The sequence below is a fragment of the Luteolibacter pohnpeiensis genome (assembly GCF_016595435.1).
GTDB classification, from domain to species: Bacteria; Verrucomicrobiota; Verrucomicrobiia; order Verrucomicrobiales; family Akkermansiaceae; genus Luteolibacter; species Luteolibacter pohnpeiensis.
This window is the reverse complement of sequence record NZ_JAENIJ010000060.1, coordinates 1-7,960: the sequence shown is the minus strand read 5'-3', so window position 1 is coordinate 7,960 and position 7,960 is coordinate 1. Positions and strand designations below refer to the sequence as shown.

The window sequence follows — 7,960 nt, the reverse complement described above, 5'->3', positions numbered from 1 at the left end:
GGCGGGCTTCAATTTCGTCGGCTCCACCACCATGTATGCCTTCATGCAAGCGGTCGGCATGGTGGAGGATCACACGGCAGATTGTTTCCGCAAAGCGCAGCTAAACCAGTGATCGGGCGGTCTGAAGGGTATCAATTTCCGCCGGTGCCTTATCGCGCCGGATCGCTTTGATTCGCGGAATCAAGTAGCCGATAGCCGATACCCGGTTCGTTGCGAATGAGTTCACCACTGAGGCCTGCGGCTTTCAATTTCCGCCGCAGGTGGGCAAAATGGACGCGCAAGTAGTGCGATTGATCAGTCGCCTTCGGCCCCCAGACGGCATTGAGCAAGTGAGCATGGGTGAGCACCCGACCGGCGTGCCGAGCGAGTTGCGCCAGCAACGAAAACTCAATCGGTGTGAGCGGGATCGCTCGGCTGTTGTAGGAAGCCTGGTGGTTCGCCTGGTCAACACAAAGGTCGCCAAGGGAAATCACCGCGTCGTTTTCCGGCGGCAAAACGCGGCGCAACAAGGCGCGGGTGCGGGCCAGCAGTTCGGCAGAATCGAAGGGTTTTGTTAGATAATCGTCGGCACCGAGATCCAGCGCGCTGACCTTATCCGCAGGATCTGGTCGAGCGGATAGCACCAGCACCGGCAGCTGCGTCCACTCGCGCAAGTGCTTGAGAACTTCCAAGCCATCCAGATCCGGCAAGCCCAGGTCCAGCACCAGCATGTCGGGTTTATGCAAGGCCAGTTCATGCAGTCCGTGTGAGACGTCCTCCGCCAGCAAGATTTCGTGGCCGGCTCCCTGCAGCAGGATCTGCAGCAAGCGGCGGATCGAAAGTTCGTCGTCGATGACCAGGATGCGGCTCATGGTGTTGGGATTTCGGTGGCGGATTGAACAGGGAAGCGCAGGATGAATTCCGCGCCACCACCTGCAGCATGTCTCGCTTCCGCGCTGCCGCCAAGTCCGCGGGCGATACCGCGCACAATTGACAAGCCAAGCCCGAGACCGCCGGGATGGCGGGGGTTTTCGCGATGAAAGCGGTCGAACACAGTCGTAGGGTCTTTCAATCCGGGGCCGTGATCACGTACCGAAATCTCAAGTTGCCCATCTTTGGAAACAAACGCGCGCATTTCGATCGCAGTGCCGCCCGGGGTATGATTCCCGGCATTGGCGAGCAGGTTCTCGACCATCGCTAACACCAGCTCGGCATCCACCCGGACCAGCGCAGGCGATCCGGCATCAATCGCGATAGAAAGCGGCCGATCGGCCAGCGCGACTGAGGTGCGGTCGCGCGCGGTTTCTAACAAATCGAGCAAATCGCACCACTCGGCTTGGGGAGCGATCGCTCCGGATTCCACGCGGGCCGATTGGACCAGTTGCTCGACCACGCGCTTCAACCGATCACGCGCGCCTTCCATTTCCGAAAGTAAGGTATCTGCCGTAGCTCCACGGGCGAGCGCATCGATCGCGGTGGAGATGATGGCTACCGGGGTGCGCAATTCATGCGAAACGTGATCCAGCAAGGAGCGCCGGAGCTGGTCGCCACGCTCAATGAACTCGGCGTGATGGATCGCATGGAGCAGGTGATCGCGCTCCAGGGCGATGCCGAGTTGCGCGGCAATGGCGGACAGTTGGTCCCGCTCGGCAAGTGGCAATAGAGTTGTGCCGGGATCGACCGAGATTACTCCCATCACGAAAGAGCGCCCTTGCAGCGGCAGATGCAAGGCTGGTGACTCTGCGAGGGTGTTGGTGCCACGACCCGCAGGCTGGCGGTGGTCGAAGGTCCATTCGGAAACGCCGCGATCTTTCTCCGTCAGTGAAAGCGTGCTGGATGGGTGCGGCTTGCCGAGTTTATGATCGACCTCGTTGCGCAGCCGAATCGCGCAATCGAGGTGAAACCGCGAGCTGACCGCAGCAGTGAACTTGGCCAGCATTTCATCCGTATCGTGCGAGCTTGTTAGAATCGTATTGATGTCCAGCAGCCGAGAATATTGCACCCGTTGCCGGGAAACCGAGCGTTCGCGACGCCGCAGTCTGCCGGAAAGGTGGCCCATCGCTACTGCAGCGACCGTGAGCGCGAAGAACAAGGCGACGTCCGAGGACGAACGAATGTTGAACGTGTAGCGCGGCTCGGTGGTGAAATAATTCCACGCCAGTCCGGTGAGCAATGCGAGTGCCCAAGTGCCGGGAGCGGTGAGAAACAACGCGCCAATGATGACACCGCACAGCATCAGCAAGGCAACGGTTTGCTCGCCCAAGAACATGGATGTAACGATGCCAAGAATCGCGATGGCGGCCGTCAGTCCGACGACGCGGAAAATTTCCGCTGTCGGATCGAATGCAGGTTTTTGCGGTTTCCGTTCAGCAGTCTCACCCTGTTTCGGTTCGATGGCTATGACATCGATATCACCACTTTGCCGCAGCAGTTCCAGTGCGGGCGGGCGAATGAAAAAATCGGTCCAGCGGGTGCGCGGAGATTTTCCGATCACGATCTGCGTAGTCCCGCGTTCGCGTGCGGCGGACAGCAAGCCATCGACCAGCGAAACCGCCTCGACGGTGGTGGCTTCCGCACCGAGTTTCCGGGCAAGTGAAAGGTGTTCAGAGATCAATTCGAGCTCGGATTTGGAAAGCGGCTCGCCGGTCGTCACGGCGATCGCGGACCATGGGGCATCCAGCGCACCGGCCATCGCGCGGGTGCGGCGGATCAGCGCCGGTGAGTATGGGCTGGCCCCTACTGCAACGATCAAGCGCTCTCCTGAGCGCCAGGTTTCGCGACTGCGGCGCTGCGCACGCAACTCGTTCAAGTCGATGCCGACGCGCTCTGCAGTGTAGCGCAAGGCGAGCTGGCGCAGGGCGGTGAGATGGCTTTCCTTGAAAAAATGGTCGGCAGCCGCGCGCGCGCGATCGCCGAGATAAACTTTGCCTTCATCCAGGCGGCGGCGCAGATCGCGCGGTGTTAGATCGATCAGCTCGATTTCATTCGCGCGATCGAGAAAGCTGTCCGGCACCGTTTCGCGGACCGGGGCGTTCGTGATTGATGAAACGATGTCCGCCCGGCTTTCGAGATGCTGGATGTTGATGGTGGTGTAGACGTTGATGCCGGCATCGAGCAATTCAGCAACGTCCTGCCAGCGTTTCGGGTGGCGTGATCCCGGTGCATTGGTGTGTGCCAGCTCATCGACGAGGGCAACCTCCGGGCGGCGCGCCAACAATGCGTCAAGATCGAGCTCATGGATCGTCGCACCACGGTGTTCCGAGGTTGCCGCGGGCAAGACCTCGATGCCATCGAGCAGCGCTTGGGTTTCCTTGCGAGCGTGGGTGACCACGACTCCTGCGACCACGTCGACACCGTGGGACTTGAGCGCCCGCGCGGCTTCGAGCATGGCGTAGGTTTTGCCAACACCAGGGCACATGCCGAGGAATACCTTGAGAGTGCCAGTGGTGTCGGCGGATTCTGACATGAATTTCAAAGCAGCTAAACCGAGGCAAGATGCTGAGGCAATCGCCTTGAGCAAGGTGCCCCGGTCAATTTTTACCGGTCCAGTGCGAGGTTCAGCTCAAGCACATTCACCAGATTTCCGGATGGAATGAGTTTTTCGACAGCTTCCGGAGCCATGTTTCTGGCGGCGGAAACACGAGGGATTTGGTAAATCGCAGCGGCACGGGTGATGTGTGGATCGAGACCGGAGCCGGAGGCGGTGATCAGATCCGCTGGGATCGGGCCGCTGCCGGGATAGGTTGCGATGATTTCCTCGGCGCGTTGCGTCAGCTCCGGGCTGGTTGGGCTGAGGTTTGAACCTGCAGCGCCAGCACCATTGTAGTCACAAGCCGATGGACGGGGGTGGAAGTAGCGATCGGTGGTGAAGGCCTGGGCAACCAAGCGCGAACCCACGATTTTTCCATCGGCTGTGGTAACTAGCGAACCGACCGCTTTTTCCGGGACAACGACTTTTGCGAAGCCGAGCACGGCAGGCACGTAGACGAAGCCGCAGATGGCAATGCTGAGGGCGAAGAGTCTGAGAAGATTCATGGTGTTAGTGGATGAGGTGTTCAAGGATCGGTCCAAGCATTGCGACCGGCAGGAAGGTGAGGGCACCGAGGAACAGGATGACGGCGAAGGTCATGAAACCAAAGGTCGGCGTGTCGGTGCGCAGTGTTCCGGCGGACTCGGCAACTGCAGGCTTCGCGGCGAGCGCTCCAGCAATGGCGAGTGGCAGCAGGATCGGCAGGTAGCGTCCGAGGAGCATCACGATGCCAGTGGCGATGTTCCAGGCGATGGTGCCATCGCCGAGGCCTTCGAGACCCGAGCCGTTGTTCGCAGCAGCTGAGGAGAACTCGTAAAGAATTTCCGAGAAGCCGCGTGGACCGGAGTTGTGGATCGTATCCGCGCCCCATGGTGTGGCTGCGAACAAGGCGGTGCCACCGAGGATGAGCAGCGGGTGGACGATAAAACCAGCCGCTGCGAGCGCCATTTCGCGTGCTTCGACTTTTTTCCCGAGATACTCAGGAGTGCGGCCGATCATCAACCCTGCGATGAACACCGCCAGAACCATGAACAGGAAGAAGTTGATCATGCCGACACCAACACCGCCGAAGGTCGAGTTCAGCCACATGCCGGAGAAAGGTCCGAGCAGCGATATCGGGTTCAGCGAGTCATGCATCGCGCCAACGGAACCGTTGGAGGTCGAGGTTGTGAGCACTGCCCACAATGGACCGGTAGAAGCACCGAGGCGGAGTTCCTTGCCTTCGAGGTTTGCGGATTCCGCAACTGGAAGGTTGGCGAACGCAGCGGTCGGAGCGGACTCCGGCAGCACGGTGATGGTCACCTTGATGAGCAGGAAGGCGAGCATGACGGCACCGATGATGCGGGCGTGTTTTTCCTTACCGGTCAGTGAGCCGAATGCTTTGACACAGGCCATGGGGATGACGGCGATCGCGATCATCGACAGGATGTTGGAGAACAGGTTCGGGTTTTCCAGCGGATGGGTGCTGTTCGGTCCGAAGAATCCACCACCGTTGGTGCCGAGTTGTTTGATTGCCAGGAATGCAGCGACTGGGCCGCGGGCGATGGTTTGCGAAGCGCCTTCGAGCGTGGTTGCGATTGCTGCACCTTCGAAAGTCATCGGCACGCCGCTGATTGCGAACAAGATCGCCCAGATAAATGCGATTGGCAGAAGGAACAGCAGAAGGATCCGCACTATGTCATGCGTGAAGTTTCCGAAGTCGCGGTTGCCAGCCAGCCCACGGGCGAGCCCGGCAAATGCGGCGATACCCGTCGCGGCGGAGGTGAACTGCAGCCACATCAACGTAAGCTGCGAAAGGTAGCTGTAAGTTGCCTCGCCGGAGTAGTGCTGCAGGTTGGTGTTGGTGACGAAGGAAACACTGGTGTTGAACACCAAGTGCCACGGCACATTGCCCAAGCCGTCCGGGTTGAGCGGCAGGTGTTGTTGGTTCGCCAGCACGATCCAGGTGGTGACGAACATCAAGGCGTTGAAGCCTAACAGATGGAGGAAATAGGTTTTCCAGCTGGTCGGATTGAGGATGCCTTTGCCGAGTGCGGCGGAGAAAATTCCGTCGAGGCGGCGGGTTTTCAGCACCCAGGTGAGCCAGGTGCCGGCGGGCCAGGCGAGCAGGACAATGCCCGCAACGAGGAGTATGGAATGGATAAGCGGGTTCATGGGATTAGACGAGGTGGAGGGTCGAGAGAATAAGGTCGATCAGCTTGATGCCCGGGAACGGTGTGATGAGGCCGCCAAGACCGTAGATGAGAAGGTTTCTGCGCAACAGCGAGGCAGCATTCATCGGGCGATATGACACGCCTTTCAGCGCGAGCGGAATCAGCGCGATGATGATGAGCGCGTTGAAGATCACAGCACTGAGGATCGCGGATTGCGGCGAATGCAGGCCCATGATGTCGAGCGCGGCAAGTGGGCCGGTTCCTGACACCGCAGCGATGCTGGCAAACATCGCGGGCAGGATGGCGAAGTATTTCGCAACGTCGTTGGCGAGCGAGAAGGTTGTCAGCGAACCGCGGGTCATGAGCAACTGCTTGCCGGTCTCAACGATGTCGATGAGCTTGGTCGGATCGGAGTCGAGGTCGACCATGTTGCCTGCTTCGCGGGCGGCTTGCGTGCCGGTGTTCATGGCAACGCCGACATCGGCTTGCGCAAGGGCTGGCGCGTCGTTGGTGCCGTCACCGGTCATGGCGACGAGGTGGCCCGCAGCTTGCTCTTCGCGAATGCGTTGGAGTTTATCCTCGGGTGTCGCTTCGGCCATGAAGTCATCGACTCCCGCCTCGGCAGCGATTGCAGCAGCGGTGCGAGGATTGTCACCGGTGATCATCACTGTGCGGATACCCATTTCCCGGAGGCGTGCGAAACGCTCGCGGATGCCGTTTTTAACGATGTCTTTGAGGTGAATCACGCCCAGGACTTTCGTGTTATCGACGACAACCAACGGAGTGCCGCCGGCACGTGAAATGAGGTTAACTTCTTCGCTGGCCTCATTGGGGAAGCTACCACCGAGGCTTTCAACGTGCTTTCTAACCGCTTCAGCAGCACCTTTACGGATCGTGCGGCCTTGCCAGTCGATGCCGCTCATACGGGTCTGCGCGGTAAACGGAACGAACGTCGCATTTGCAGAGGATAGGTCGTGACCGCGAAGCTGGTGTAGATTTTTCGCAAGCACCACGATCGAGCGGCCCTCAGGCGTTTCGTCGGCGAGCGAAGCGAGTTGTGCGGCATCGGCAAGGTCCTTCTCCGTGACGCCAGGCGCTGGCACGAAGTGGCTCGCTTGGCGATTGCCAAGGGTGATGGTGCCGGTTTTGTCCAGTAACAGGACGTCGATGTCACCAGCGGCTTCCACCGCACGGCCGGAGGTCGCCAACACGTTGCGGCGGGTCAGTCGGTCAATCCCGGAAATTCCGATCGCGCTCACCAGACCGCCGATGGTGGTCGGAATCAAACAGACGAGCAGGGCGATCAAGACAAACAGCGATGGCGTTTCACCACCGAGTCCTTGTTTCGACAAGAAAGACGTGAACGACGGCAAGGTGAACACCACCAACACGAACACGACTGTTAGAGAAACCAACAGCACGCCGAGTGCTTGCTCGTTCGGAGTCATCCGGCGAGATCCGCCTTCCACCAACGCAATCATGCGATCGAGGAACGACTCGCCGGGCTTCGACGTAACTTTCACTAGAATACGGTCGGAAATGACGCGCGTTCCGCCGGTCACGGCTGAGCGGTCACCTCCCGACTCGCGAATCACCGGAGCGGACTCACCGGTGATCGCCGATTCGTCGACCGATGCGATGCCTTCGGTAACTTCGCCGTCGGCAGGAATCACATCGCCGGCTTCGCAAACGACCACATCGCCCGGGACAAGTTTTTCGGCTGAAACAGAGGTTTCCTTGCCGTTGTCCAACTTGCGAGCCGGTGTGGTCACCCGCATGGAGCGCAGTGAGTCGGCCTGCGCTTTGCCTCGCGATTCGGCAATCGCTTCGGCAAAGTTCGCAAACAACAAGGTGAACCACAACCAGGCCGTGAGCTGGATTTCAAAGGCAGAGTGGTGACGGAACAGCAATGCGGTGCACAACACCGCGCCGAGCCAAACGGTGAACATGACCGGATTTCGCCACTGGACGCGTGGGTCGAGTTTCTTCAAACTGGGGAGTAAGGCCCGCTTCAGCAAAAGGGGATCGAATCGTGTGGATCTAGGTTTCATCCTGTAGCGATCGTGCCACCGGCAAGCCGGGAACGGGTGTTAAGAGGAGGATGGGCGGCGCTAAGATCGCGTTAAGATCCTGTCGAATGGATCTGGAGCTTTGTCGGAGGCAAACCGATTCACACCTGTCACCAAACTCTGGCGGACTTCCCGACCAAAACCCAGGAGTCCGATGCGCTATCGAAGGCCTTGCGCAAGGCGGGCTTCAATTTCGTCGGCTCCACCACCATGTATGCCTTCATGCAAGC

7 protein-coding genes are annotated in these 7,960 nt (G+C 59.6%); 2 read left to right on the top strand and 5 right to left on the bottom strand.

Annotation, left to right across the window (positions count from 1 at the left end; all coding sequences use genetic code 11):
• Positions 1–112: DNA-3-methyladenine glycosylase I (locus JIN85_RS22145; RefSeq protein WP_200273898.1), on the top strand; the 112-nt coding region annotated here is incomplete at its 5' end.
• Positions 113–149: 37 nt separating this feature from the next.
• On the opposite strand, the gene JIN85_RS19255 is transcribed toward JIN85_RS22145, so the two are convergent.
• From JIN85_RS19255 to kdpB, 5 genes are all read right to left on the bottom strand, one after another.
• Positions 150–851 (bottom strand): response regulator, encoded by a 702-nt coding sequence (locus JIN85_RS19255; RefSeq protein WP_200273896.1) that lies wholly within the window; start codon positions 849–851, stop codon positions 150–152.
• Positions 848–3,445, bottom strand: a complete 2,598-nt coding sequence (locus tag JIN85_RS19250) for an ATP-binding protein (RefSeq protein WP_200273894.1) — start codon at positions 3,443–3,445, stop codon at positions 848–850. The genes JIN85_RS19255 and JIN85_RS19250 overlap by 4 nt, the downstream gene beginning before the upstream one ends.
• Before the next feature lie 71 nt (positions 3,446–3,516).
• Positions 3,517–4,014: a potassium-transporting ATPase subunit C gene (locus tag JIN85_RS19245; protein WP_200273892.1), complete on the bottom strand. Its 498-nt coding sequence runs from the start codon at positions 4,012–4,014 to the stop codon at positions 3,517–3,519.
• A 4-nt stretch (positions 4,015–4,018) separates the two neighbouring features.
• A complete protein-coding gene (gene kdpA, locus JIN85_RS19240; RefSeq protein ID WP_200273890.1) occupies positions 4,019–5,662 on the bottom strand; it encodes a potassium-transporting ATPase subunit KdpA in 1,644 nt (547 codons plus the stop codon).
• A gap of 4 nt (positions 5,663–5,666) precedes the next feature.
• Positions 5,667–7,712: a potassium-transporting ATPase subunit KdpB gene (gene kdpB / locus JIN85_RS19235; RefSeq protein WP_200273888.1), complete on the bottom strand. Its 2,046-nt coding sequence runs from the start codon at positions 7,710–7,712 to the stop codon at positions 5,667–5,669.
• Between the two features lie 90 nt (positions 7,713–7,802).
• Between kdpB and JIN85_RS22140 the strand changes: the two genes are divergently transcribed.
• The coding region (locus JIN85_RS22140; protein ID WP_200273900.1) for a DNA-3-methyladenine glycosylase I at positions 7,803–7,960 on the top strand (158 nt) is incomplete at its 3' end.